The following is a 25,502-nucleotide window of genomic DNA, read 5'->3' on the forward strand; positions in this document are numbered from 1 at the left end:
TCGGGAGGAATTCAAGACGCCCTTGGATCGAGAAGATCGAGCCGGCTCTGCTGCACGGTGAGAAACGGAGCAAGATGCTTCGCCATGCCACCTGCGACCGCGACCAGGGGCTGGGCCAACCAGAAAGTCGCGTCCGCCGGCGCAGTCGGATCGATGCTGAGCCCGTCGATCTTCCACTTCTCATCGTTGCCGTCTTCGAAAAGGAGCAACAGGCCGAAACTGCCACCCCCTTGCAAGACGATGGTCCGGTTGAACAATGTCACCAGTCGATCGGCCCGTTCCTTCTTGGAGTCGGGTGTCGCATCGCTGGCGAAGCGCACCAAGCCGTCACGAACCAAGCGGCGGATGGCGAGGTTCGTGACCACGAATCCCGCGAGCCAGGTGTTGAGTTCCTGCAGGAGCTCCGGGGGGGGCGGCACCGCGACCACCTCGAACTGGACGCTGTGACGCGTCATCTGTTCCTGCTCCTCGGTTCGGGAGAACACTCGGGCCAGCAAGCTTCCGGATGTCCGCTGCTTCGCCGAGAAATGAATCTCCGCCGTGGTTTTCGGGATGCGGAAGGTGGTGGGAACCACCGGATTGTCGGCCAGGTAGTCGAGGGTCTGCTCGTCAAGTCCACGCTGGGCATCGACCACACCCTGGCCCACCGCCTGGAAAAAGCTGTCGATCCCCGAACCGTTCTCGTAGAGCGCCTCGATCATCTCGTCGACGAGCAACCGGAGCTTCTCGAACTTTTCCAGGCCCTTGTTTTCCCATTCCCCGCCGCTCACTTCCTGCCGGCGAAGATCGTTCCAGATTTGCTTGGGTGTCCTTTCCATGTCACGGGGAGTCGCTGCTCGGGATGGTTCGTGGCGGAGAGGTGAAACTAGTTGCCGCTGCCAGCAGCTTTCTCGGCGGCGGTGGCGGCTTCATCCGCTGCCTTGGCATCCGCGTCGGCCGCCTCGACGAGGGCCTTGGCCGCTTCGGACTGCGAGTCCTCGACCTCATCCAGGTCGGCCTTGGCGGAGTCCGCGGCCGCCCGTGCGGCGCGAGCCGCGTTGCGAGCTTCGGTGGCAGCGGCCGTCTTGCCTTCGGCGGAGGTCGCCTCATCTTCCGCAACATCCTTGAACTTCCCTGCGGAGACCCTGAAGTCCTTGGCATCCTTGGCCGCTCGCTGGATCCGAGCCAAGGGAGAGAGAGGCGTTTCAGGCGCCAATTTCGGTAGATCGGCACCGCCGGTCATTCTCACGATGTCGCGCAGATTGTTGTTCACCGCGGTTGATGCCTCGGTTCGGGGCGGCAGGGTGACTCCGTCGCTCGTGAGTTTGTCGGCTTGCGACAACAACATGGCGGTCGACTGTTCGTCGGCGGGAATGGCGTGGAGGATCGTCTTGATGCGCGCCGCGGCACGGTAATCGCGGCCGAATCCGACCGAGAGTCCGGCGTTGACCACGACCGCCCCGAAGCCGGCCCCGAGCCCGATCGAGCCCGCCACGTCGAGCGACTCCGAGAGGTCCGCGCTGAAATCGAGGGTGGTCTCGGTGAACTGGTAGCGGCTCGGCGCGAGCTGCCTGATGAAGGACTCGACGGTTGCCCTCGTGTCGGGGTCGCTTGCCGGGATCAGGTCCTTGATGACCGCGATCAGTTCCTTGATGTTTTGCGTGTAGTCAGCGTTCAACGCCTTCTGGGCATTGGCGACACTCAAGCCGAGCCGGCCGATGATCGCCGGCAGGTGGTAGAGCTGGCTCGTCAGCCGGTCCGCGGACATGGGGGGGATGGCGGGGAGGTTGTTGGTTGGCATCGATCAGGTCAGTTTGGTTCTCGGGAGGGAAGAGGTTGGGAAACAACGGAGACAACGAGACGATTTCCGGTGGAGGTGCCTGAGGCAAATGAGGCTTCGATGAACGAGGTCGAGACCCTGCCCAGGAAGTGCAGGTCAAGCCCCGTCCGCGAATACTGCTTCGTGGCTACCGACGTCCTGAGGTCGATCTCCTGGCCCGCGAGTTGGAGCGGGCTCGGCCGAATTGTGCCGATAAATCCGGAAGCCGCGGGTATCCCGGCAATCGATCGATCCCGCTCGGCGCGTGCAAGATCCCCGAGATAAGCGCGATCTAACAATCGCTGGGTGGGGATGATGTGAGAGACAAGCCTTCTCAGGAGGGGTATGGTTGACGAATCCATCGGGGGTATCGGGGGCTATACCATGGATGGTGGATACCCGATTGGATTCGGTCTCGTCAAGATTGCTCGGGTGATAATTTGGCCGGAGCGTGGTTTGTCCTGTAATGGAGTGGTAAGATAGTAAGGAAATATATGGAAAATATCCATTGTCAGCCGGATGCCGTATTGGATGAATGGTCCGGCGGGATCAATTTCAAGCGCCTTGCGGGCCTTTCGTGGCAGCCGCGGTCGAACCTGACAAAATCCGGAAACTCATTCCCCGGCAGCATCGCCAGGCAGGAAATGAGCGGCTCTCCCGATTATCGAGGCCGGAACTTCGTTCATTCGGGTGCAAGTGGGCCGACAAGGCGGTACATCCGCGAGGGTGTCGACGATGGATGGGACGATGTCTTCGGCGGGCCGTTGTCAATCCATCTCATCCGTTGGGTGGGTGACGAGACTTCCCCGGGGACCGGGACCCACGGTCCTCGCTCCGGCGTATACTCGATGCGATAGGACTCCCCCGGCACGACATCGTATTCGAGCATGACGCTGCCATCGGGCAGACGGGTGATCCGCGCGGGCGCTGTTCCTGCATTCGCAGGTTTCCAGGTAGCTTCCGCCTCCGGCAGAAGCTCGACTTCAAACTCCGGGGAAAACGAGGCATTGCGGTCGGAAACCAGAAACTCGAGCGTGAGGTCAAGTGTGCTCCCCATGGCACTCGGCTGATTGTAGAGGATGTAGGGGGCGGAATCCGGACCACCCGTTCCCGCGGCATTCGCCAGGGTTACACCTGGCGGGAGGCCCCGGACGTAAATACGGAACGGGGGGGATTGCAGGGTGCTGGTTTCCTCGAGTTTGCCGACCAGCAAACCGCTCTGGCGATCGGTTGTGAGCGTGCCGGAGAAGGAAAGTTCCAACGCTTCGCGAGGGAAGGCGATCACCCGTCCGTTGTAGTTGCTTCTCCCCCACGGCAATCCCGCGACCACATGGCTTTCGGTTAGGGTGACGCTTTGCTTGAACCCGGAGCTGACCAGGCTGCGTGGCACCTCGAAATGCGTGAGAAGGTGGCCGGAAGGGATTTCCACCAGGTCGATCCCGGCGACTTCCCCGGACACCGCGAGCAGATTCCCGATCAGCGACAGGGAGCGGCCGAGTCTGGAATTGGCGCTCGAATACCGGGTCCGGATCGTATTGATGTGAACTCCGGTGCGGGCGTCAAAAATAAGAACCGAACCGGAGTTCGCCTGGAACGTGTCGTCCCACGGATTTCCCGCGACGATGTAGTCTTCGTTGGCTTGGACAATCTCCCCGAAGTCGGAAGTGATGTGGGAGGTGTCCCGTGTGCCCGTCTCCACCTCGAAAAGCAGACGGTTGTTGTCATGGAGGTCGAAGCTGTAGATGCGTCCCTCGGCCCCGATCACGGCCCGGTCTCCCCCGAAGGTGACCGACGCTCCGAATTGGCTGCCGAGGTCCGGGGTCGGTGACTCGATCCGGCTGAGATAAGCTCCGGTCGCACGGTCGTAGACCAGCACTGCACCCACCTGGTAGCCGCGTTGGTCCTCGTAGGGCATGCCGACCAGGATGTGCTCCGGTCCGATGGCGATCTGGTAGCCGAAGCCAATGTAGTTGGCGTCGGGCGGGAGCAGGATCAATCGGCGCGAGAGGGACTCGCGATCATAAAGATAGACGGCGGGCAGGTTCGGGGATTCCAGGGAGTTCTGGACCCCTACCGCGAGCAGATCCCTGTCGACGGCGAGACCCAATCCGAGCCGGGCTCCGTCGATGAAGCCGTCCGGGCGAATCTCCGCGACCTGGTCCTTGCTGTGAAGATCGACCACACGGACCCCTCCGCGAAACAAGCCGCTCCCATCGAGATCGTCGACGGCCACATAAGCCACGTTGCCCCAGGCTGTGACAACCTCGCCGAGTTCGTCGCCGGCTAAATCGGGAAGATTCAGCGAGATTCCGGACCCGGTCGGGATGGCAATCGCCGCGTCGTTGTCGGTGATCTTGATCGCGACTTCGAGCGGGGGGATGCTGGCTCCGGAGCCTCCGAGGATATCGAGGAAGAAGCGCTCTTCCGCCTCACAGTCATTGTCGTCGATGATGTCGATCGCCAGCGTGGCCGTGGCTTCGCCCGCGGGAATGGTCAGGCTTCCCGATCGGGGGATAAAGTCCATCCCCGCGCGTGCCGATTCCTGCCTTGTCTGGTAGTTGACGGTGACGTCCCCGCTGGCGGGCGGGTCGAGCTGCAGGGTGATCGTGACGCCGGCCTGTTCTTCGGAGCCGGTTGCATCCGGCACGGTGAGCACCGCTCCGGTGGGGGCAGTGGTCATGACGAGGATCGCACCGCCGCTGGTTTCAGGGGCGGTGCCGCCACGGGCTCCTGACAGCAGGACATCGCCGCGCGCCTTCATCTCGCCCGGTCCAGCGCTAACGGTATCGCCCCCGAAGGGGTCGGGAAAGGCGGCAAGTTGCTGGCGCGTGGCAGTATCGAACTGATAGAGCGCGGCATCCGACCAGACGGCCAGCAGTCCGTCACCCACGATTTCGACGCCCGACCCGAACCAGTCGTAGTAGCCCGCGGCGGGCACGGGGGAAAACTTGCCGACATAGGCGCCGGTCGCGGCCTCGTACTCCCAAACGGCGCTGCGGCTGGTGACGTAGAGTTTCCCGTCCTTGAGCCTGACGTCGGTGCCGAACCACTCGTTGGCCGCAGGAACCGGCATCTGGATCTTTGCGATCAACTCCCTCGATTCGGTGTCGAACAGATACGCTGCTCCCTTGAAGTTGTCTTTCCGGTTGGCTCCCACGGCAAGGATGCCGTTTTCCACGTCCATCGCGTCCCCGAAACCGTCGAACCACTCGCCGTCGCCCGGACGGAAGACCCGGGCGTCCTGTTCCCAGGTCTGGAGGTCATACTCATAGATCGCCCCGGTTGCCGAGGATCCCCCTGGCGGCGTGTTGTGCAGGACTGAGACAAACAAGCGGTTCTCCTGGCGGGCGAGCGCCGAGCCGAATCCGGGCTGATAGTTGGAGCCCGATGGCGCGGAGATCGTGCGCTCCAGGCTTCCGTCGCTCCTCCGGAAGACCTGGAGAAACTCCTGCCGGTTGACGCGGGAGGCGACAGCAAGGAAGTGACCGGGGGTCGTGAGAACCGACGGATTGTATGAATACCCGGTCGGCAAATCCTCCCTGCGACTGAGCCGGTATTTGTGGTTCCGGCTTTCCGAGTCGTAAACGTGCAGGGCGGCGGGGGCCCCCACCAGGATCTCGGACTCATCCCAATCGAGCGTGTGGGCGAAGGAGGTCTCTCCGTCGGCGATACCCGGGTTTCCGATGACATCGAGCAGCCTGAGGGACTGGGCGCTCGCCTGCATTGCAAAGCCCGCAAGCAGCAGAAGCAGGGGACGCATGGTTTTGCGGGCCGTGATCATCCGGAGGTTTCTGGCAGCGGGAATGTTGATCACGGGAAATCGTAGCGAACCATGAATCCGGTCGCCATGCCGGTCGGGTCGAACTTGTAGACGGTGGGGCCGGCTTGGGCCCGGAACTCCGAGGCCACGTCGAACCGGAGGTAGGCGGCGAGGGAAAGGTCCCCGGCGATGCGGTAGGCGGCATCGGCTTGGGCAAACAGCCCGGGACGGAATTTTGTCCCGGAGTTGCTTTCACTCCAGCTGCCGAGGACCGCCTTCCCCGCGGAAGTGGCGGCGGTGAGGCGTTCGTTCTGCCGCGCGTCCCACTGGTAAACGTTGAGGATCAATCCCGCCTGCATGCTGTAATCGAGGGGCCCGAAAGTGCGGCTGAGTGAAGGGGCGAGGGTGACCGTGACGACATTGATGTCGATCGAGGCGTTGGCCAGGTTCGAAACGATTGCCGATTCCGAACCGATCAGGGTTTCAGTAACGACCCGGTCGGAAGGAAGGTTGCCAATCAGTGGCCCCGGACCTCCGACGGTTCCGCCATAAGGGGCAAGCGGTGGGATGACACCGTCGAGGTCGAAGTAGTCCGTGTAGTCCAGGCGGTAGTCGTCGCGGCTCTGGGTCTGCGCGAGGCTGGAGAAGGCCAGTGTTTGATCGACCTTCGTGAAGTCGAAGCCGAGGCTGAACCCGAGCTGGAAGCCGCCAACCTCGTGCGGGCTGACACCGTCGAGCTGGATGTGCGGCGCGATGCCTTGGAGGTGGTCGCGGCTCGCGGCACCCAGGCCCCGGGAAGATCCCATATCGCTCCGGACGCTCCGGAAACCCGTCGCGGAAAAGGCAAGTCGGTCACCCTGGACCTGGCCTCCATTGTCATATCCCCAATACCAGGTGGATCCGTCGATGGCGGTGCCGCCGTCCTGGCGAACGTAGCCGTCATTGTACTCGCGTTCGGCATAGTCGCCGATGGTACCGATGGCCGGGATGTCCGTGGTGTCGATCCCCACCAGCGAGGGGATGTCGTAAAGGGAGCTGCGGTAGCCGGCGTTGATCTTGAGTGATCCGACGCTGCGGAAGGAAGGACCTGCGGAGAGCGACCATCTCCATCCTCCTTCCATGGCGTCTGGAACCATGAGATCACCGGCTGCGGCGGGCAGGGTCAGCAAGCAGGAAAGAATCAATGTCGGCTTCATGAAGTCGTAGGTTCGGCGGTCCTTTCTCCATGTGGCATGGAGAAACCTCACCGGAGGGAGGGGCAGGGGAGTTAACGATTGTCACCCGGCGGGCGGGCGGTCCACGGCAGTGCCGGCGACCGGTCGAAAATGGGAGTTAAGGTTGTCTTGCGGCAAGGCTGAATTTGGCTGAGATCACTTGTCGAAGCGGTTTCCCGTTGCTGCCGATGATGGGTGGAGTGTGGAAAAAGGGGTCAATTTGCAAACGGCCCGGCGGAATCGCGAAAGAAGGTCAGGCTCATCGATATCCGAGACCTCATCTGCCATGAAATCGAACCCCGCTCCCTTGTTGTTCAGTGCCCTGGCACTGCTTTTTTCCCCTCTCGCCTCGCCCGCCGGTGATCTGCCCGTGACCGGGCACCCCGTGCCGGAGCTGGCAGCTGTCGACAACGTCGTCTTGCAGCTGATGGACAACTACAGCCTCAACGGCTGCACGGTCGGCATCGCCAAGGAAGGTCGGGTGATCTATCAGCGAGGCTTCGGCTGGATGGATGCGAACGCCACGGTGCCCATGCCGGAGAACGCGACCATGCGCATGGCCAGCGTGTCCAAGGTCTTCGTCATCGAGGCGATCAAGAAGCTCAAGGCCGAGGGACTCGATGACAACACCCCGGTCTTCGATCTCGGGCAGGAAGGCGGAGGGATCCTCGATTTCGATCCCTGGCCGTCGCTCCAGGACGAGCGCATGAAGCAGATCACCGTGAAGCACCTCATGGAGATGAAAGCGGGATGGGCCACCGATCATGTCTGGGAGACCCAGCAGATCTACCAGGCCATGGGGCTGGATGGCGACGAGGGCCACCCGCCGCCGGTCACCGTCGAGGAAATGGTCCAATACGCGCTCGGACGGAACCTCGCGACGGATCCGGGGGCAGGGGATGCCCAGGGGAATGCCGTTTACTCGAACTTCAGCTTCAACGTCCTGGTCCTGGTGATCGAGGAGCTGACCGGCCAGAACTTTTATACCTACCTGAGGCAGAACCTGCTGGGGCAAAGCCGCTGGATACCGGTCACGGATTTCTATCTGGGCCAGCCGTTCAGCACGGTCGGGCTCCGCGAACCGCACTACTTTTCGGCGGTGGATTCGCCGAACTTGTATGATCCGGACTTTGAAGATGTCTCGATGCCCTACGGCGGCATGAACGTCGAGGCGATGTATGGGTCGAGCTTCGTGGTTGCGAGCGCGGCAACGATGCTGGCTTACATGGCGGACTACAACCAGCGCTGGATCGGCGACATGGAAGGAAGCAGCTCGACGATCATCGATTCGTCGACCGTGCCGGGGGTCGACATCGTGGTGATCTGCAACGAGAGGCTGCTGAATTCCCCGGGCAACTGGATCGGGGACATGATCGGTCAGGCGGTCGACGCCCAGCTCGGGGGGGTGGGAATCTGGCCGACGCTGGCGATCGACGGCCAGTGGGTGGGTTGGGACGCGGTCGATCCGACGTCGGGAATCGGCAGCTACGACACCGCCTACGGCAGCCTGGACAAGGCGATGAACCATGTCACCGGCGGAACCCGCTTGAAGTTCCATCCGGGCGAGCAGCCCTATGTCGGAACGCTCAACAAGAAGCTGCGGCTCGACGCACCCTTCGGTCCCGCCAAGATCGGCGTGGCCGGACCGTGAGTTTCATCCGTGCGCGGCTTGTAACAGGATCCTTCCGGCTACCGCGCCACCACCCTCACCCGGATGTACTGTCCCGCGAGTGATCCAAGGGGCAATGCGCTGCGCACCACGTTCACCGTTCCGCGTCCTGAAATGGTGAAGCGGTCCTCGTGAACCACATCGGCGGGATCCGACGACCACTCGTCGAGGTCCGGCGAGACCTCGACGGCGTAGATATACTGGCTGGTGGTGTAGGGATTCTCGCCGGTTCCACCCGAGTCCCCCAGATACGCCACGGTGAGATAGGTTTGGCCGCCGAATTCGTCGGTGCCGATGATCGGATGGTTCTGGGGATCGTAGACGAGGGGGTTGGAGTGGAAGGCCTCCTCGAGGAACCCGATCAGGCCGTCGCCATCGACGTCGGTGTTCAGTTCGGGCGTGCCGAATTGCAGCGTCGGCGACGCCACCAGGGAGGTCTGAACCCCGCCGATCCACGGGAAGCCGTGGACATCGGTTTCGAGGGCGAAAGCCTGGATGGTGAGTTCTTCCACGACTTCGGTGGCCGAGAACGATCCATCCTGCCAGATCCGGTAGGCGGGGCCGCCCGACGTGTCATAGGTGACGAAAATCCGGCCCTGGTCGCCGCAGGCCAGGTTGGTCCCGGCGGCGGTGGTGCCCGCGGCGCCGAAATAGTACTTCTGCCGCTCGAGATAGCCCGAGTCGAGCAGGGCGAGGACCGCGGTGCCATCGAGCCACCGCGAGTAGGTTGCCGCGAGGATACCGTCCGGGGTCCACCGGGTCCGGAGATTGGTGGCAATCGAACGATTCTGCGGGTAGGTCTCGTTTTCCCAAAGCTGACCTCCCCAGGTGAGCGACAGCGTCGACCAGTCGGATGGTTCCACCGCGCGGTAGTGATCGAGGATGGACCGGTAGCCGCTGCCCGTTCCACTGGCCGTCAGGTTTTCGACGCTGCAGGCGATGGCTTCGAGGGTCGTACCTCCATGTCCTGTGAGGGCGAGATCGGAAATGTAGGTGTTCGGAGGCGTCGCGAGAACCGGGGCCGTCTCCCAGTTGCCGTCGGAGCGACGTCGCGAGATCGAGGCGGAGCTGGCATTGAGAACGGTGTGGAAAACCCGCGGGAAGCCATCCTCCGCCACGTAGGCGTCGAAATCGTAACCCGTGTCGCTACCTGCCACGGTTTCGATCGCGAAGCTGCTGCCTCCGGGTGCCACACGCGCGGCACGAAGGCTGTTCGATCCGTCCGACGCTTCGGTGCGCCACACCGCCCAGCAATCCGGGCCATGGCCGACCAAGCGGAACTGATGCGCATCCGAGGACCGGTCCGTGGGACCGACGACGTCCACCGGGACGCTGATGATCGATCCCCGGTCATAGGTAGCCAGCATCAGGGTGCGCGACGGCGCGGACGGCCCGTGTTCGAGGTAGAGCAAGAGCAGGCGGCCGTCCTCGACGAAATGCATCTCCGATCCGGTGGCTCCCTCGAAGGGGGATTCCCACGTGGTCCAGTCGAATGCCCGTGCCTTGGCCGCCAGGATTACCAGAAGCGCAAGTACCGGTAGCCATCCTGTAATCTTCAATGGAAGGGAGTGCTGAAGGCCGAACCGGCCGAAATGCCTCGTCCACATGTTTTCCAAACAAACACGGGCCCTTCGCGGAAGCCAGAGAGTTCTGGCCGCAGGTGCCTAACAATGCATTCGGTCTATCTGGAAAGTCGCGAATCGGGGGAGAAAACCCGCACGGAATGGCATCTTGCACGATGGGTCCCGGGATGACCTTGGAATCGTTATGCCTTCGCCAAGACCCTTCTAGGAAGCTTTGCGCTGCAGCGGCGTGAACCTTGTTCCCGTAGATTCCCATGCCGGGGATTCTCATCCTGTCCTCTTCCGAATCACGTTGGATCGCGTGGAGCGATCCGGCGAAGATCACTCCGGGGGATGGGAAGATAGTGCGATGATGCCACGAAAGGATTGGAGATCATGCCGTCATTTTGTGGCTGGGCGAGGGTGTCCAGATTGCAAATGCGGTCGCCGTCGCCACGGGAGATGCCACCGCGTGGAACCTCAACAATGAACGGTCGCCTGCTGCGAAGGGTGGTCAGTGGCCGGCGCTGGTGACGGAGAGTTCCTTGAGGGAAACGGCGTCGAACACCCGGACCCGCTCGCGGTCCGATCCGCCGGTGTGGGTCATCAGTCGTGTTCCATCGGGCGAGAGGATCGTGCGGTGCAGGTAGTCGGTGAGGCGGAGGGACGCCGCCGGCCTCATCGTTTTCAGGTCGAGGCGGATGACGTAGCCGTCATGGTGGCCCTCGAGCAGAAAGGCGGTGTTGTCGTAAACGAGCCACGCGGTCGAGGCATCGGGGCCCGTGAGGATGGATTCGATCCGGGCGCGAGATGAGAAAATGCCGGCATGCTTCCCGGTTCCGAGATCCGTCAGCCGAACATTCGGGTCGTAGCCAAAGCTGAAGACCTTGCTGCCATCGGCCGTGACCAGCGCGCGGCTGGCCTCGACATTGTCATGGCGGGGGAGCTTGAACTCGAGTTCCAGCGAGGGAATTTTGACCACCCGGGTCTCGCCTCGTCCGGGAGCGATCAACAGGCGGTCATTGCCGGCGAGGAATTGTCCCGAGATTCCGTTCTGGTCGCTGACGGGGTCGCCGAGCGGACGGCAGGTTGCCAGGTCCCAGAGCTGGAGCTCGCCATCCGGCCCGTTCTCGCCGGGTGAGTCGAAGGTGACGGCATGACGCCCGTCATCCGACACCGACGCGGCAATGTGGTAAGCGGATTTGTTCGGGTGAACCATCGGGCTTCCCGATCGCTTCCATTCGGCATCGAGCTTGTGGAGCGTTCCGGTGGGGTCGAGGAGCAGCGTGGTTTTTCCATCAGGGGTGAAGAGGATCCGGGGCTCGATCTCGCGCTCCTCGGATCCAGCCGGCAATGGAATGTCCGCCACCCTTTTCCCGGTCGCCACTTCGAAGATCCGGCAGGATCCGCCTTTGTCCATGATGGCGACCCGCGATCCGTCGGGAGTGAAAACGGCAGCGGGCGCCCGGTGTTCCATGAAGCTCGCGTCCAAGGGCGGAGACAGCGGTTGGCCGTTCTTGAAATCGAAGACGCGCGACTTGCCGTCCTCGAAGCCGATCAGGACCCGCCGGGCGCCGGAGTCGACGACGTATTGCCCTTTCGCGGTCAGGCTCCCCAGTTCCCCGGAGATGGCCTCACCGCTGTCGCTATCCCAGAGGCCGAGGTTTCCATCGCGCATCTGGACGATGATGCGGGAGGTGTCGTTGTTGAAACTCGCCTTCCAAACGCCTTGGAGTTCCCCCAGCTCCGGTGCCGCAGCGGCGTCGGACGTCGCGACGAGTGGAGCCGTCGCGAGGTGGAGCATGGTCGCCAAGGTACGGAAACGGGCTGTGTTCATGGGACGGAGTGATAGCCGATGTCGGGCGCGTTTGGGAGCAGGTTCCGGCGGGTTGGTGCGAATCGAGGCTGCGGATCATGGAAGGGAGGATGCGATCCCGGCGAGAGGCGGACCGACCAAGGGTTGATCATCATCGGGACGATGTGAGCCGCCGGCCTGTTTGCGCTCAAGGTGCCGATGAACGCCTGCGACAGCCCCGGGCGGCAGGATACAAAGTACCTGGCCAAGGCATCCATCGTCCCGCCCGGCTGCCAGATTCCGCTTGGCGACTACCCTTCGGAGCTTCCCGGCGCTCACGGCAGCGACGTGATGAAGTCGACGCGGTAGAACTGGCGGGAAGGCGTTGGCGGGGCGATCAGCAGGTCGATCTCGACAAGGGTGCGGCCGCCGGAGGTGATGATGGCGCCGGGGGTGTAGTCCGTCCCGGAAAGCATCTGGAACCAGTCCTCGAGGTTCGGGGACTTTAGAGGGAGGGGGATCACATCGGCTGCGCCCGCGCGGTAGCCGTAGTTGAAGCGGCTGCCATCCAGCGCTGGGTAGAGGGATGGGTCATGCGGGGCGGTGGGGTTCGCGCCCACGGAGTAATCCACCCGGTTGGAGATGCCGTTGCCGTTGTCGTCTTCGTCCGGATCCAACGCGGGATACATGAGGTCGAAGGTGGTGGGCACGTTGCCCTCGTGGGCGCCAAGATCAATGGTGCCGCCCTCGATGCGGGTGCCACCTTCGAAATCGGTAGCGTAGGGATTGTCCGCATTGCTGCCAAGGTTGAGCGCGGCGGAACCGGCGAAGAGGCGGAAGTCACCCAGCGAACTCGGCGCCTCGCCCGGGTCCAGTGGCGTGACGAAGAGCGGGTCGGCAGGATTGTAGTTGGTGTCCGGGCTGGCACCGGAGCTGTCCAGATCCGCCTTGGACAGGTTCTCCACGATGCAATGGGAGAAGTTCGGCGTGGCGTCGAATGCGTGGTGGATGGACGAGAGCGGCACGCCGGTTCCCTGGGAAGAGCGGTTGTTCCAGATCAGGCAGTTCAAGAAGGTGGGTGTGGCGTCCGAGTAGCAGCTGAATCCGCCGCCCGGGCCTGTCGTGCGGTTGCCCGAGAAAGTGACGTTCACGAAGGTCGGGCTCGCGTTTGAGCCCTGGATGTAGGCACCGCCGCCGTTGCTGGTGCTCTGGTTGCCGGTGACCAGGCAGTCGAAGAACCCGGGTGAGGAGTCGACGACGTAGATGCCCGCGCTGTTGTAGTTGGCCAGGATGTTGCAGGCGTGGAAAACGGGCGTGGCGCCGTTGTCGCAGCGGAGGCCGCCGCCAGCACCGCTGAAGTTCCTCTCCAGCCTGCAGCGGGTGAAGGTCGGCGAGGAAGCGTTCACATACACGCCCCCGCCGGTGCTGCCGAAGTTGTCGATGAAGATGCAGTCGATGAACTGCGCTTCGCTGCCGTTGCGGGCTGTGAGGCCGCCGCCGGTCGTGCCGAAGGGCGGGTTGTCGTTGGCTGCGCCGCCCTTGATCGTCACCCCGGAAAGGAGGGTGTCAGGCCCGTCGCCGTCGGAGTTGATCACGTGGCGCACGTTGTCGCCGCGGTTGCCGAGGTTGGACGTATCGTTCTGATCCACGTCACCCGACAGGATGGTGACGTAGGCGTCGAAATCCCGCGCTCCGAAGGTTCCATCGCCGCCGCCGGCGGGGAAACCTCCGTAGATGGCGCATCCGTCCGGCAGGAAGTAGCTGTAGTCGCGCGAGAACAAGGGGTCCGGCGTCACCCTCTCATCCGGGTAGTGGGTCCCTTCCGCAATCCACACCTCGTAGCCCGGGCCGGTGGCGTTGAGGGCGTCCCTGAGATACTTGAAGGCGTTCGCCCAGGTGGATCCATCACCGGAGACCGGCACGGACTTGTCGACATGCACGACGATCTGCCGCTCATAGGCGCCGATGTCGATGGTGCCGATCTTGCGCCGGTTTCCTTCCAGCGCGAGAGCCTCGGGGTTGGCCGCGTCGTTGCCCTGGTTCACCACCGGCGAGCCGGTGTCGGTCTGGTAGTCCCCGTTTGCATTCGGTGCGAGGGCGGGCGACACGGCGGAAAGGAAGAGCGGGTTGTTTCCGCCCAGGGTTCCGTTCAGGTTGCCTGTGCCGGTGGAGGTCAGGTCGTAGTTCTGGAACAGGCAGTAGTCGAAGCTCCGGGTCGAGAGCGTCGAGTTGTAGATGGATGCCGGGATGGTGTTCGTCACGCCGCTGGCGCTGTTGTTCCAGACCAGGCAGCTGTCGAAATCCACGGTCGAGGAGTTGTGGATCGCTCCGCCCGTGTTCGCGGCGATGTTTCCGGCGAAGGTGCAGCTCACGAAGGTGGCGGTGGACGTGCCGACGTTGTAGAAGCCGCCCGCGAAGCGTCCCGCCCGGTTGCCGGACAGTTCGCAGTTCGTCAGCGTGGGGCTGGAACTATCGCAGCCGACCGCCCCGCCGTTCTCGTCCACCTGGTTGTCCACGATGCGGCAGTTGGTGATCTGCGGGGACGCGCCATTGAGGATGCGGATGCCTCCCGCGGAGTCGTGCGGCGTTGTGCCGTCGGCATGGCCGGCGCGAACCGTGAAGCCATCAAGGATGGTCGAGGCATTCACGCCGTCGGCCGTGACAACGTGATAGGAGTTGTCGGTGCGCGATCCGGAGCTGCCGATGTTTCCCGAAAGCGTGGTCGTGTTCGCGGCGAAGTCCCGCTCTTCCCGCAGGGTCTCGGTTCCGGCGAAGCCACCATAGAGCGCCACCCCGCTGGCCAGCGAGAAGGTGGCGGTGCGGCCGCTGCCGGTGGTGGGCTTGTATGAGCCGGCGGCGACCCAGATTTCATCTCCGGGGGAGGCATTGGCCAGCGCGGTCTGCAGGCTGGAGTAGGCGTTCGCCCAGGAGCTTCCGTTGTTGGAGCCCGCGGCCCCGGGATCGACCCGGAGGATGGCCGCCTGTGTGGCGGCGGGGATGAGGAGTGAGAGTAGGGCGACGGTGTAGCAGGCTCCGGGGCAAGACATGACGGATGGGTGGATCTGGGAGAGGAAAGCAAGATGTTCTGCTCCACCCTTTGGGTGGCGGAAACAGAGAGAGCGCCGCTTTGTCGCAGATCCGGGGACGCAAGGGAAGTTCTTGAGGCCGGGAATCCCTTCCCTGGGACGGGGCCAATGAGGGCGAGGCAAGCGGGGACGTTGGAGTCGGCTCGAAAGCTACGCCTTCATGCCCCATCCGTTGCGTCTTCCGCAGTGAGTTTGCCCGCGAGGAAGATTGAGGGGAATGCGTGCATCCCTTAGTCTCTGGCCCGGCCGGGAGGGACATCAGGTCCGTTCCTGTCCTTCGGTTCCAACTCGCGATGATTCCTCCTTCCAGCTTCCATGGAAATCCTTCGACCGGACAAAAGATGGTGGAGGCCGGCTGGCTCGACATCCATTTCCAGGCCTCCCGGAAAGAGTATGAGAGGATCCTGCATGCCAGTGGCATCCGGGAGGGATGGAGGGTCTTGGATGCGGGTGCCGGGAGCGGCAGCTATTTGCCGCTGCTGAGTGAAATCGTGGGGCCCGGGGGGGAGATCGTGGCCATCGACCTCGCGGAGGAGAATGTCGCCGCCATGAAGGAACTGGTCGCCGCAGGCCGCTGCGCGTGCCCGGTCGAGGTGGTCCAGGGATCGGTCCTCGAGCTGCCGTTTGCGGATGGCGGCTTCGATGCGATCTGGTGTGCCAACACGGTGCAGTATTTTCAGCAGCCGCTTCTCGCAACGCTGCTGGGTGGCCTGAGGCGTGTCCTCAAACCGGGCGGATTGCTGGCGGTGAAGGAATTCGACAACGTGGGACTTCACTTCGGTCCCTTCGACCCGGCGCTGAGGTGGCATCTCCTTGAAGCCTTGCGCGACAGTCCGCTGCTTCTCGGGGCGGGGGCGCTTTTCACCGTGGATCTTCCCGCCCATCTACGGGCGGCGGGTTTTCAAGAGATCCGCTTCGAGAGCCACGTCGGCGATTTCCGTCATCCGCTGTCGCCGGTGGAGACGGAATTCCTCGCTTCGGCCTTGCAGTTGTATGCCTCTCTCGCCGAGCAAGTCGGGCTGCCGGCCAGGGAGCGGGACGAATGGAGGTCGAAGATCGGGGATCCAGATAGCGGGCGATACATCCTCCGCTCCCCTGACTTCTACTTTCGTGAGGTCCACGGACTGGCCACCGGAATCGCGCCGGGCTGACTGGTCCGGGATTCGTCCGTGTCGATTGGGCGGGGGACAGGATTGCAAATTGACCCGGCGAGCGGGAATGCCGTAGGGTTTCCGCTGCCTTTTTTGGAGGCATTCGCATCCGCCCACGCAATTCCCAACGATCTAACATCATGACCCAATCCCGCAGCACATCAGGCCGCGGCCGCCGCTACAACGGGGTCGTCGAGACGATCGGCGACACGCCCTGCATCCGCATCAACAAGCTCGCACCGGATCACGTCGAACTATACGTCAAGGCCGAGGCGTTCAATCCCGGCGGTTCGGTCAAGGACCGGCTGGCGATCAGCATCATCGAGGAGGCCGAACGTCGCGGGGACCTGAAGCCGGGGCAGACGGTGGTCGAGGCGACCAGCGGCAACACCGGCATCGGGCTGGCCATGGTCTGCGCGGCGAAGGGCTACCCGCTGGTGGTCACCATGGCGGACAGCTTCTCGATCGAGCGCCGCAAGCTGATGCGCTTCCTGGGTGCCAAGGTGGTGCTGACACCGCGCGCGGAGAAGGGCTTCGGCATGTATCGCAAGGCGAAGGAACTGGCGGAAGCGAACGGCTGGTTCCTGGCACGGCAGTTCGAGACCGCCGACAATGCGATGGTCCACGAGAACACAACCGCCCGCGAGATCCTCGCGGACTTCGACGGCGAACGGCTGGACTACTGGGTCACCGGCTACGGCACCGGCGGCACGCTCACCGGCGTTGCCCGTGCGCTCCGCCGGGAGCGCCCGGACACCCGCATCGTGCTGAGCGAACCCGCCAATGCCGGACTGATCGGAAGCGGCGTCGCCCAGCAACGCAACGACGGCGATCACTCGCCGGCCGCGAGCCACAGCGCCTGGGAGCCGCATCCGATCCAAGGCTGGACGCCCGACTTCATTCCCTACGTGCTGCAGGAAGCGATCGATGGCGAACTCTACGATGAGCTGGTTCCCGTGGCGGGTCCCGCCGGCATCGAGTGGTCGCGCAAGCTTGCGGCCAAGGAAGGGATCTTCACTGGCATTTCCGGCGGTGCGACCTTTGCCGTCGCCTTGCAGGTCGCCGAGAAGGCGGAGCCGGGATCGGTGATCCTCTGCATGCTCCCGGACACCGGCGAGCGCTATCTCTCGTCACCCTTGTTCGAAGGCATCGCCGAAGAAATGACCGACGAGGAAATTGCGCTCTCCCGCTCGACCCCGGGTGCGCAGATGCCGGCCGGGTGAAATACGGCAAGTCCCGCTCACTCCGGCAGCACCACGGGGGACGGGTCTTGGTCGCATGCCCGAATGGGCGTATTTCATTCCCGGATCGAGTTCTTCCCGGGTGGCTCCATTGAGTTGCCCGGGAGCAGGGCGCACGTCAACCTGCACCAGCCGGGGAAAAACACCTTCGAGTCCAACTTCGAGAGGATCACAGATCCACTTCGAAGTGGGCACGCCCCTTTCGTGGCCGGAGCCAGACCAGGGCAGCGCGAATGCCTTCGAGTGACGTGCGAACGACTCCTTTCGACGGTATCTTCAGCTGGGTTTCCTTGAGGGCATGGGCCAGTGATTCGATCGTTGGGAGCAGCTCATCGACGGTCGAACTGTCAGAGAACGATTGCCCGGCGATGCCGATAAATGCCGAGAGCTGCTTTACACCCAATTCCCGCGAGAGGGAGTCGAGCTTGTTCCATGCGCGGCCCAAGGCCTTTGCGTCTATGTCCTCGGTGAGCGGGCACGCCGGTTCGGTGACGAGAAACATGCCTGATGAGGCGGTGCGGAACATGGCGATGGTGTCTCGCTGCGATTGCCGGACCTCTCGGCTGAACTCGGGATCTCCGATGGCATCAAGCCATTCCGTAGCGAAAGCTTCCTCCGCCTTCAGCATCTCATGTGCGCGGGCCAGAATGTCATCAGGGGTGTGGGAAAGGAGGTTGCGCTGGGAGACCAGTGCGTAGCCGAAGCTTGTCATGGCGTAGCTCTTCAGGATGCCAAATGCGTCCGGCTGGCCTTCGAAGCAGAGCTTCACGTTATGATCCAACTCATCCTTGCTCGGCCCCATCGAGTTGATGGCTGCGACCCTGGCATCGCTGTAGATCTCTCCACGGGCGTGGCGTTTGGCGGTGACCTCAGCGAGGTGGTCTGCCCGCTTGGTCATGAGAGCTTCCCTCAGACGGCGCAGCCTCTCGATGGCCGCCCTTTCATGATCCGATCCAGCTTTGGCGGCTGCGCATGCCAATGCCTGTTCCTCCATGTAGTGGTCGAGGGCGTGATCGATCGGGGGCTCACGGGTCGGGTCTGGATGCATGGGTGCGTGCGGATGTCAGATCGGACGTCATGAAACGTCATGCTGGTAAGCGTCGAGATTGTTCCCTTGTGGGTCAAGTGGTCTTCCTTGCGGTAGGTTGGTGTCAAGGATGGCTCATGCGATGATCTTAGGCGGATATCTGCGGTGTAGCCCGGAAAGATGAGCGAATCAACCTCGCTGACTCGGATGAAGCAATGTCCTTGGTCCTTACGTGAAGCTTAAGGCGTCCATGTCGAAGACCACTGTGACATCCTCAGGGAGGGTGGTCTTCTGGAGGACCTGCTGAACGTGCTTCGTGAGGCTCCGCGCTTTCGGTCCGCGGAGCATGAGCTGAAAGCGGAACTGGCCGTGCGAGCGGACCAAGGGGCTAGGCATGGGTTCGCCGAGTTCGAGGCCGGGGGGGAGGTCTTCCTTGAGGCGGCGGTGCAGGGTTTGCAGGGTGAACTCGGCGCGGCGTTCGTGGGTGGAGCGGCTGGTGAGGACGGCGCAGCGGGTGAAGGGCGGGAAGCGGAACTGGCGGCGCATGTCGAGTTCCTGCTCGGCGAAGCCGTCGAAGTCGTGGTGGCGCGCGAACTGGATGCTCGGGCTATGCGGGGTGAAGGTCTGGACGATGACCTCGCCCTCGAGTGTGCCGCGGCCGGCGCGGCCGGCGACCTGGGTGAGCAACTGGAAGACGCGCTCGCCGGCGCGGAAGTCGGGAACGTGGAGGCCGATGTCGGCATTGAGGATGCCGACCAGGGTGACATTGGGGAAATGCAGGCCCTTGGCGATCATCTGGGTGCCGATGAGGATGTCGATCTTGCGCGCCTGGAAGGCGTTGAGCAGGTCGCGCAGCGCATTCTTGCGGCGCATCGCGTCGGCGTCGATACGGGCGATCTTCGCCTTCGGTAGTACTTTGGCGAGGACCTCCTCGACCTTCTGGGTGCCGTAGCCCTGCAGGGCGATCGCCGGGTCGCGGCATTCGGGGCACTTGCGCGGGACCACGGCCTGATGGCCACAGATGTGGCACATCAGGCGTTCGTCCTCGCGGTGGTAGGTCAGGGCGAGGGCGCAGTGCGGGCAGGTGCAGACGTGGCCGCAGGATGGGCACTGCAGCGAGCGGGCGAAGCCGCGGCGGTTGAGGAAGAGAATCGACTGCTCGTTCTTCTCCAGCCGCTGCTCGAGAGCGACCCGTAGGCGGTCGGAGAGGATCGCCATGCCGCCCTTTTGCTTCTGCTTCTCCAGCTTCATGTCGAGCACGCGGATCAGCGGCAGCGACTGGCCGTCGGCGCGCTTGGCGAGGCGGACGAGCTGGTACTTGCCCTCGAGGGTGTTCTGGAAGGACTCCAGCGAGGGCGTGGCGGAGCCGAGGACGATGGTGCAGTTTTCCAAGGAAGCGCGCAGCACGGCGACGTCGCGGCCGTGGTAGCGCGGGACCTGGTCCTGCTTGTAGGAGTTCTCGTGCTCCTCATCGACGATGATCAGGCCGAGGTCGGGAAGCGGCGCAAAGACCGCGGAGCGGGCGCCGATGACGATGCGGGCGATGCCCTTGCGGATGCGGTGCCATTCGTCGAAGCGCTCGCCCTGGGAGAGGTTCGAATGCAGCACGGCGACCTGGTTCTGGACGTCGGCGAAGCGGGCGCGGAAGCGGCGGACGGTCTGCGGGGTGAGGCTGATCTCCGGAACGAGGACGAGGACGGTCTTGCCCTGGTCGATGGTGTGGCGGGCGGCCTGGAGGTAGACTTCGGTTTTGCCGGAGCCGGTGACGCCGTGGAGAAGTACCGGCTTTGCCGGAGTGATCAGTGATCGGTGATCAGTGATCAGTGGTGGAGTGCGGCCTTCGGCCGAGGGGGGATTGTCACTTGGAACTTCGGACTTGGCACTTGCGGCGAGAATCGCCTCCAGCGCTGCCTGTTGTTCGTCGTTGAGAGGGATGGGGGTGTCGGGGAGGATTTCCTCGGAGCCATCGGCTTCGGGGTCGCGGCGGACTTCTTCCTCGGTGAGGCGGACGAGGCCTTGTTTGACGAGGGATTTGACGGAAGCGGAGGCGCCGTCGCCGAGGTCGGCAAGGGCCATCTTGCGGTCGGGGGCGACGGCGAGCAGGGCGAGGATGGTGGATTGCTTGGGGGCGCGTTTGGCGATCTTTTCGAGGACCTCGGGCGGCGGGTCGGTGTCGAGGGTGACGAACTTGCGGACCTTGGCGGAATTGTCCTCGGTACGGACGGCTTCCGGCAGCAGGGCGCGGATAACGCTTTCGATACTGCATCCGTAGTAACCGGCGATCCAGCGGCCGGCTTCGAGCAGCTTCGGGGTGATCAGCGGCTCGGGGTCGCTGAGCGACTCGAGCGGGCGCAGGGCGAAGCCGAGGTCGCGGCTTTCGACGACGTCGAGCACGGTGCCGTTGGACGACTTGTTGCGCAGCGGCACGCGGACCCGGCAGCCGGGTACGACCGGCAGGCCATCGGGGATGGCGTAGTCGAAGACGAGCTCGGAAGGGCCGTCGATGAGGACGCGGGCGGCGGGCACGAGCTATTCTGGGAACATCGGGGCTCCGAGGTCCAACATGGAACGTTGAATTGAACGAACCGCGGAGACGCAGAGGTCGCAGTGAGGGACGCGGAGGCCGATTCGGGGAGGATGGCCTGGAATCCGGTCCGGAGGGATCAGGGGTCCACGATGGCGCGGACGGCGGGGCGGAGGCGGTGGGGGAAGTTGAGCTTGAAGTGGACGCACTTGTCGCGGGTGGTCCAGAACGAGGTGACGGCCGGCATTTTCTCGCCCTCGAAAAGCTCGCGGAGGGCGTTGGTCTTGAGGTGCGACGGGTGGCCTTTCAGGACCCGGACCCGGCCGGCTTGCACTTCGTACCACTCCCTGGCAATGCGTTCGATGAAACTGGCCATGGCGGGTTCTCAGGTTGAGGCGAGGACATTCCGCAGGCGCTGGTGCAAGTCCCGCGGGACCTGACGGGAGAAATGGATGCGGCCGCTACCATCGGTGTGGAGGGTGGCGTCCCGCACCGAGGCACCGGCTAGCAGTTCCTCGACGGCCCTGCGGCTGTGGGCGGGGAGGTTTCCCTTCGCGACCTCAAGCCGGCCCTCGCGGATCACGAGGACGAGCGCGGAGGTCAGCTTGAGGAACCAGAGCATGTCAGAAGTGCCGCATCACCTTCTCGACCGCGGCCTCGGCAGTCAGTCCGTGGAGCTTCATCAGGATGTCGGGCTTGCCGTGTTCGACGAACTCGTCGGGCCAGCCGATGCGCTCGACCGGAACCACGACTCCGGCGTCGTGAAGCAGCTCGATGACCCCGCAGCCGAAGCCGTTGTGGAGAACGTGGTCCTCGAAGGTGCAGACGACCTTGGCGTTGCGGGCGACGCGTTCGAGCAGTTCGCCGTCGAGCGGCTTGATGAAGCGCGGGTTGACGAGGGTGACGGAAAGGCCGCGCTGCTCGAGCAGTGTCTTGGTCTGCTCGGCGAGGCCGAACAGGGTGCCGAGACCGATCAGCGCGACGTCGGTGCCTTCGCTGACGACCTGCGCCTTGCCGAGCTCGATCGGGGCGACCGGGGCCTCGACCGGGGTGCCGTTGATCGGCCCGCGCGGGTAGCGGATGGCGGTCGGGCCATCTTCGTAGCCGGCCATCCATTTCAGCATGGCGACGAACTCGGCCTCGTTGGCCGGGGCCATGTGGACGATGCCGGGGACGGGGCGGAGGTAGCCGATATCGAAGAGACCGTGGTGGGTCGGACCATCGTCGCCGGAGAGGCCGCCGCGGTCCATGCACAGCCGGACCGGCAGTCCCTGCAGCGCCATGTCATGGATGATCATGTCGTAGGCGCGCTGCATGAAGGTCGAGTAGATCGCGAGGAAGGGCTTGAAGCCCCGGGTGGCCATGCCGCAGGCGAAGAGGGCGGCGTGTTCCTCGGCGATGCCGACGTCGTAGTAACGCTGGGGCAGCTCCTTCTTGAAGATCTCGAGCTTGGTGCCGCCAGGCATGGCGGCGGTGATGGCGACCAGCTTGTCGTCGGCCTTGGCCAGGTCGGTGACCGTGCGGCCGAAGATGTCGGAGCAGGTCGGGGTGGCGGAGACGTCGGTCGAGCCGTCTTCGATCTTGTAGGCACCGAGGCCGTGGAACTTGCCCGGGTTGTCAAGCGCCGGCTGATAGCCGCGGCCCTTCTCGGTGATGATGTGAAGGACGACCGGTTCGTTGAGCGTTTTCAGGTGCTCGAAGGTCTTCACCAGCAGCGGCAGGTCGTGGCCGTCGATGGGGCCGAAGTAGCGCAGGCCGAACTTCTCGAAGAGGACGTTGGGGAAGAGCAGGTTCTTGGCGCCTTCCTCGACCTTGTGGGCGAGCTTGCGGGCGGCCTTGCCGGCGAGGCGCTCGACGAATTCCGCGGCGGAGTTCCGCACGCTGGCGTAGGTCGAGTGGGTCTGCAGGGCGTTGAAGTAGCGGGCGATGGCGCCGACGTTCTTGTCGATCGACCATTCGTTGTCGTTGAGGACGACGATGAAGCGCTTGGTCGTTTCCGCGATGTTGTTGAGCGCCTCGAGGGTCGGGCCGCAGGTGAAGGCGGCATCGCCGGCGACAGCGACCACGTGGCTGTCGTCCTTGGCCAGGTCGCGGGCGGCGGCCATGCCGAGGGCAGCGGAGAGGGCGGTGCCGGCGTGGCCCGCACCGTAGCAGTCGTGCTCGGATTCGCTGCGCAGCAGGAAGCCGTTGAGGCCCTTGTAGGTGCGGATGGTGTGGATGTCCGCGGCCCGGCCGGTCAGCATCTTGTGAACGTAGCCCTGGTGGGCGACGTCGAAGACGAAGTTGTCCCTGGGGGTCGAGAACACGCGGTGCAACGCGATGCTGAGCTCGACGACGCCGAGGTTGGGGCCGAGGTGGCCGCCGGTCCGGGAAAGCGAGGTGATCAGCGAGTGGCGGACCTCCGCGGCGAGCTTCGCCAGATCGGACTCGGGCAGGGCCTTGACGTCGTCGGGAGTGCGGATCGCGGAAAGCAGCGGGCCGAGTGCAGGAGGCTCAGAAGAGGCGGATGTCGTCATCGTCGTCGTGTGCGTCCGGCTCGCCGGACAATTCGTCTTCCGTGTCGGGCGAGGCTGCCGGACCAGCGGTGGCGGCGCGCGCGCTGATCGTCTGCAACCGCTTTTTCGCGGAGGCGAGGACCGTCTCGCAGCGGGCCAGCAATTTCGAGCCCTTTTCGTAGCGCGCGACCAATTCCTCGAGCGGGAGCTGCTCTTCTTCCATCGCCGCGACGATTTCCTCGAGTTCCGCGAGGGCGGATTCGAAGGTCGGGGCGTCGGCGGACTCGTCGCCGGGGGTGGTTTTCCTGCGGGCCATCAGTTCGATTGGTTTCCCGGGCCGCTGTCCCTGCGACGTTCGCCGTAGTAGATCAGATCGGTGGAGTAGAGCGCGGTGGGGTAGGGGTAACGGCGCTGGATCTCGGCCATCTTCGGGTCCTTGTCGAAAATACCCATTCCGCCCTGCCGGCCAGGGGCGGTAGTGGCGTCGACTGCCAAACCGTTGAAGACGAGCGAGGCGAATTCGCCGAACTGGTTGCGAACGACCGGGGCCGGCAAGTCGTAGGTCGAGCTGGGGCTGATCAGGATGCCCGCGAAGGGGGTGCCGAGCGAGGCGGCATTGTCCTCCAGTTTCTCGAATCCACGTTTGGTCTTGGGCAACCAGAGGCTCAACTTGTCGGAGTACCATGCCACCGCCCACGGCTGGTCGGAGACGACGATCCGCTCGGTCGTGTCGCCCCGGTCGGCCATCAACTTCGGCACGTCGGTGTGAAGGACGCTTGGCAGGTAGGGCGGCCATTGGGGCAAACCGCGCTCGCGGAAGGCCATGCCGATCTTCACCTTCAAGGGCAGGGAAAGCACCATCGGGGCCGACGACAGGATGATCACGGCGAAGTAGTGGGCATTGCGCAGGAACGGCGTGCTCGAGACCACGTCGAGACGGCTCCACAGGATGGAAATGAAGGCCAGGCCGTAGGCTGCCATCACCGGCGCGAACAGCATGTGGATCTGGTTCGGATGCAGCGCGACGTCGCGGTCGATGCCAAACACCGACATCCCGAGCGCAGCGAAGAACCACATCAACACGATGGCCCAGCGGAACTTGGCGATCGACGGCCGCTTGAACGGATGCAGCAGGGCGATGAAGAACACCGGCGCGGCGAGGATTCCTCCGAGGAAGGGCAACAGGTCGCTGGCTTGCAACAGGGTCGTGGAGAAGATCTTCAGCAGCATGCCGTCGAGCGTGAGCGGCTCACTCTCGAGGTCGTGGTTGCGCATGATCGACGACTCCGAACCGCTGGCGAGGCCGTTGTAGAGGACATAGAAGCCGGTGCCGAAGGGCTGGCCGGAGACATTGGCGGCGCGGATCAGCGGGAACGCGATGACAATGGCAAGCAGGGCCAGCGCCGAGAGGGCAACCACGCCGCGGGGCTTGAAGGCGATGGCCGCGTAGATGAGGTAGCCGAGGAAAATCCACACCGTGATCCAGTGGGCCAGCACCATCAGCACGAAGAAGGCGGCTCCGAGCAGCGCCGGACCAAATGCCATCCGCCCATCCTCCGTCGCTTCGACCGCCCGGTAGGTGAAATACAGCCCGCAGGTGAACAGCAGCAGCAACAGCATCTGCGGCATGCCGCTGGCCGAAAACTGCCAGAACAAGTCGCACAGCAGCATCAACACCGCCGTCACGCCGGCAATTTTCGCGTCGAAGATCCGGCTCACCAGCAGGTAGGTCACGCCGATTGCCATCAGGAAAAACAGCGTCGAAACCAAGGCGATCACCCGGTCGAGCGGATAGACCAACTCGTTCTTCCCCATCGGCCAGGCGCCTTCCTTTTCGCCGCCGACCATCTTGATCACTGCGCTGAGGATCAGCGGGTTGAGGGGGGACTGGTAGGTGTCCTTGAAGCCTGAAAATGGCACCGTGCCTTGGTTCGCCTTCTCCGCCTCGTAGTAGGCGAGCGGCCGGATGAACTTGGTGGTGAAGCCCTCGCCGCGGGCGATCTGGCGGGCGATCTGGGCCTGTTCCATTGCCTGCGGGCTGGACAGTCCGCGGAACAGGGGCAGCAGGTGGAGCAGGGTGAAACTGATCAGGACCAGGAAGAACAAGATCCGGCGGATCATGACCGCGGTCTCGAACTGGGAAGATTGAATGCTGCTCATGGGGTAGGATCGGGGCGCCT

The 25,502-nt window shown here is 63.8% G+C and carries 17 protein-coding genes; 3 read left to right on the top strand and 14 right to left on the bottom strand.

The genetic code is table 11. The features are described 5' to 3' along the window. Positions 1–11: 11 nt before the first annotated feature. From IG178_RS01415 to IG178_RS01430, 4 genes are all read right to left on the bottom strand, one after another. A complete protein-coding gene (locus IG178_RS01415) occupies positions 12–818 on the bottom strand; it encodes a hypothetical protein (protein WP_193210706.1) in 807 nt (268 codons plus the stop codon). Positions 819–865: 47 nt separating this feature from the next. Further along, positions 866–1,747 carry a hypothetical protein gene (locus tag IG178_RS01420; RefSeq protein WP_193210707.1) on the bottom strand — a complete coding sequence of 294 codons (882 nt, stop codon included), beginning with the start codon at positions 1,745–1,747 and terminating at the stop codon, positions 866–868. 733 nt (positions 1,748–2,480) lie between these two features. Next, complete coding sequence (locus IG178_RS01425) at positions 2,481–5,558, bottom strand: Calx-beta domain-containing protein (protein ID WP_193210708.1); 3,078 nt, start codon at positions 5,556–5,558, stop codon at positions 2,481–2,483. A gap of 50 nt (positions 5,559–5,608) precedes the next feature. After that, positions 5,609–6,754: a hypothetical protein gene (locus IG178_RS01430; RefSeq protein ID WP_193210709.1), complete on the bottom strand. Its 1,146-nt coding sequence runs from the start codon at positions 6,752–6,754 to the stop codon at positions 5,609–5,611. A gap of 304 nt (positions 6,755–7,058) precedes the next feature. Here IG178_RS01430 and IG178_RS01435 point away from each other — a divergent pair, with 304 nt between their 5' ends. Then, entirely contained in the window at positions 7,059–8,423 is a 1,365-nt protein-coding gene (locus IG178_RS01435) for a serine hydrolase domain-containing protein (protein WP_193210710.1), read from the top strand. A gap of 38 nt (positions 8,424–8,461) precedes the next feature. Here IG178_RS01435 and IG178_RS01440 read toward each other — a convergent pair whose 3' ends face one another. The 3 genes from IG178_RS01440 to IG178_RS01450 all read right to left on the bottom strand — a co-directional run bounded on the left by IG178_RS01440 (position 8,462) and on the right by IG178_RS01450 (position 14,845). Continuing rightward, on the bottom strand, positions 8,462–10,000 hold the full coding sequence (locus IG178_RS01440) for a hypothetical protein (protein WP_193210711.1): 1,539 nt from the start codon (positions 9,998–10,000) through the stop codon (positions 8,462–8,464). Positions 10,001–10,517: 517 nt separating this feature from the next. After that, positions 10,518–11,840, bottom strand: a complete 1,323-nt coding sequence (locus IG178_RS01445; protein ID WP_193210712.1) for a WD40 repeat domain-containing protein — start codon at positions 11,838–11,840, stop codon at positions 10,518–10,520. 293 nt (positions 11,841–12,133) lie between these two features. Continuing rightward, positions 12,134–14,845 carry a right-handed parallel beta-helix repeat-containing protein gene (locus IG178_RS01450; protein WP_193210713.1) on the bottom strand — a complete coding sequence of 904 codons (2,712 nt, stop codon included), beginning with the start codon at positions 14,843–14,845 and terminating at the stop codon, positions 12,134–12,136. A 332-nt stretch (positions 14,846–15,177) separates the two neighbouring features. Here IG178_RS01450 and IG178_RS01455 point away from each other — a divergent pair, with 332 nt between their 5' ends. Further along, positions 15,178–16,035, top strand: a complete 858-nt coding sequence (locus tag IG178_RS01455) for a class I SAM-dependent methyltransferase (RefSeq protein WP_193210714.1) — start codon at positions 15,178–15,180, stop codon at positions 16,033–16,035. A 140-nt stretch (positions 16,036–16,175) separates the two neighbouring features. Then, positions 16,176–17,258, top strand: coding sequence for a PLP-dependent cysteine synthase family protein (locus IG178_RS01460; RefSeq protein WP_193210715.1), 1,083 nt, complete (start codon positions 16,176–16,178; stop codon positions 17,256–17,258). Positions 17,259–17,445: 187 nt separating this feature from the next. Here IG178_RS01460 and IG178_RS01465 read toward each other — a convergent pair whose 3' ends face one another. From IG178_RS01465 to IG178_RS01495, 7 genes are all read right to left on the bottom strand, one after another. Next, the gene (locus IG178_RS01465) at positions 17,446–18,324 is read right to left on the bottom strand and encodes a hypothetical protein (RefSeq protein WP_193210716.1); all 879 of its coding nucleotides are present in this window, start codon (positions 18,322–18,324) and stop codon (positions 17,446–17,448) included. Between the two features lie 207 nt (positions 18,325–18,531). Then, positions 18,532–20,829: a replication restart helicase PriA gene (gene priA, locus IG178_RS01470; RefSeq protein ID WP_193210717.1), complete on the bottom strand. Its 2,298-nt coding sequence runs from the start codon at positions 20,827–20,829 to the stop codon at positions 18,532–18,534. A gap of 137 nt (positions 20,830–20,966) precedes the next feature. Further along, positions 20,967–21,203: a hypothetical protein gene (locus tag IG178_RS01475; protein ID WP_193210718.1), complete on the bottom strand. Its 237-nt coding sequence runs from the start codon at positions 21,201–21,203 to the stop codon at positions 20,967–20,969. Between the two features lie 9 nt (positions 21,204–21,212). After that, positions 21,213–21,449: a DUF3634 family protein gene (locus tag IG178_RS01480; protein ID WP_193210719.1), complete on the bottom strand. Its 237-nt coding sequence runs from the start codon at positions 21,447–21,449 to the stop codon at positions 21,213–21,215. Position 21,450: 1 nt separating this feature from the next. Continuing rightward, on the bottom strand, positions 21,451–23,343 hold the full coding sequence (dxs, locus tag IG178_RS01485; RefSeq protein ID WP_193210720.1) for a 1-deoxy-D-xylulose-5-phosphate synthase: 1,893 nt from the start codon (positions 23,341–23,343) through the stop codon (positions 21,451–21,453). Continuing rightward, the gene (gene xseB, locus IG178_RS01490) at positions 23,321–23,638 is read right to left on the bottom strand and encodes an exodeoxyribonuclease VII small subunit (protein WP_193210721.1); all 318 of its coding nucleotides are present in this window, start codon (positions 23,636–23,638) and stop codon (positions 23,321–23,323) included. The genes dxs and xseB overlap by 23 nt, the downstream gene beginning before the upstream one ends. Beyond that, the gene (locus IG178_RS01495; protein ID WP_193210722.1) at positions 23,638–25,482 is read right to left on the bottom strand and encodes an ArnT family glycosyltransferase; all 1,845 of its coding nucleotides are present in this window, start codon (positions 25,480–25,482) and stop codon (positions 23,638–23,640) included. The genes xseB and IG178_RS01495 overlap by 1 nt, the downstream gene beginning before the upstream one ends. Positions 25,483–25,502 lie beyond the last annotated feature (20 nt).

Source organism: Neoluteolibacter marinus (assembly GCF_014904755.1).
Classification (GTDB): domain Bacteria; phylum Verrucomicrobiota; class Verrucomicrobiia; order Verrucomicrobiales; family Akkermansiaceae; genus Haloferula; species Haloferula marina.